3 protein-coding genes are annotated in these 1,293 nt (G+C 40.6%); all 3 read right to left on the bottom strand.

Annotation, left to right across the window (positions count from 1 at the left end; translation table 11 throughout):
- The coding region (locus ACYQ4S_RS11915) for an IS66 family transposase zinc-finger binding domain-containing protein (protein ID WP_459771356.1) at positions 1–560 on the bottom strand (560 nt) is incomplete at its 3' end.
- A gap of 99 nt (positions 561–659) precedes the next feature.
- A complete protein-coding gene (gene tnpB, locus ACYQ4S_RS11910; protein ID WP_343754126.1) occupies positions 660–1,019 on the bottom strand; it encodes an IS66 family insertion sequence element accessory protein TnpB in 360 nt (119 codons plus the stop codon).
- A complete protein-coding gene (locus ACYQ4S_RS11905; protein WP_346025151.1) occupies positions 1,006–1,206 on the bottom strand; it encodes a hypothetical protein in 201 nt (66 codons plus the stop codon). Before ACYQ4S_RS11905 ends, tnpB begins: the two co-directional genes overlap by 14 nt.
- Positions 1,207–1,293: the final 87 nt, after the last annotated feature.

Here is a 1,293-nt window from a genome sequence, read left to right as displayed (position 1 = left end):
TTATTTAACGGAAGTCTGGGAATTTCAGATTTTGCAAAAGGCGTGCGCGTTCCGCTTTTCTCACAGTTCGCGCAGGCATATGTTTTCTGGAAATGTCTGTGGTTTTCAACTCTCGCCGGGATAAATTTAACTTCCTGACGGATGAGTTGTGTGCTGATTTCTTTCATTCCTTCTTTACATGTTGGACACGTACAAGACTCAATTTCATGAATGTGGTCAACAGTAGGAAGAGAAGACAACTGCTTGTCTTTTAACCCTTTACGTTTTTTGCGACGGTTAACGGTTGTGACTATAACTTCTTCTTCGTCGCTTTGGTCACCAGTCTGCTCTGGTTCGCTAAAAAGGAGATCGTTGAAGAGGTTGCCCTGGTTTGGATCACCGTTCAACGTTTCCTTCTTTGGGCCGTATAATTTCTGAGTTAAAAATTCGATTTGTTCTTTCTGTAGGGAAAGCTCATCATCTTTCTGAGCGATAAGGGTCTTCAGTTGTTTGTTTTCTTCTAGTAGCTGGTCCAACTTTTCAATAATCACTTCAAACTGTTTGTCGCTCTTGATAGACATGCCTGCTTCTCCTCACATAAATAATACTTAAATTTTACACTAATCAGGAAAAGAAAACGAGAGAGCCATTGATTTTTTTATCAATTTCTCTCTCGTTTTTTAGGCTATACTCCCTTTAACCGCAGGTTTTATAGAAACTTTTTGGTTAACAGATAGTCCTTCAAGCAGCCAACGCAGCTGTTGTGCACTTAATTGTTGAATCTCGTTCTGGTTACGCGGCCAATTCAATTTCCCATTCTCTAAACGCTTATATAAGAGAAGGAAGCCGTCGCCTTCCCAATAAAGAGCTTTGAACCGATCCTTCTTTCCACCACAGAATAGAAAGAGAGCGTCGTTATAAACATCCACATCATATTCTTCAGTGATCGTCGCAGCTAATCCGTCAATTTGACGGCGCATATCCGTTTTTCCACACACAATAAAAATATTCTCTACTTGAGTAAAGTCAACGAGTTTCATTTAATGACAACTCCGCGAGGAGAACTCTCAAGGTCGAGGGTTTGATTCCCTCATAAACTAGTAGCTCTGCCTGACTATTTTTTAAATGGGCCACTAATTTCTGTGACTGGTGCTTTGTAATGCGTTGACGCTTAGTGTTATCGTCATGCAGGGTCACCGGTATGATAGATTGTTTATTCTTTTCCAAATTGAAAAACCTCCTGTGTACTTATGATATCTTAAGTTTAACAGGAGGTCGCGAGGACTCGAAGGTACCTAGCTATTCATCGCTTAC

The sequence above is a fragment of the Alkalibacterium sp. s-m-28 genome (genome assembly GCF_054658175.1).
The sequence above is the reverse complement of the archived record's forward strand: the minus strand, read 5'-3'. Positions and strand labels throughout refer to the sequence as shown.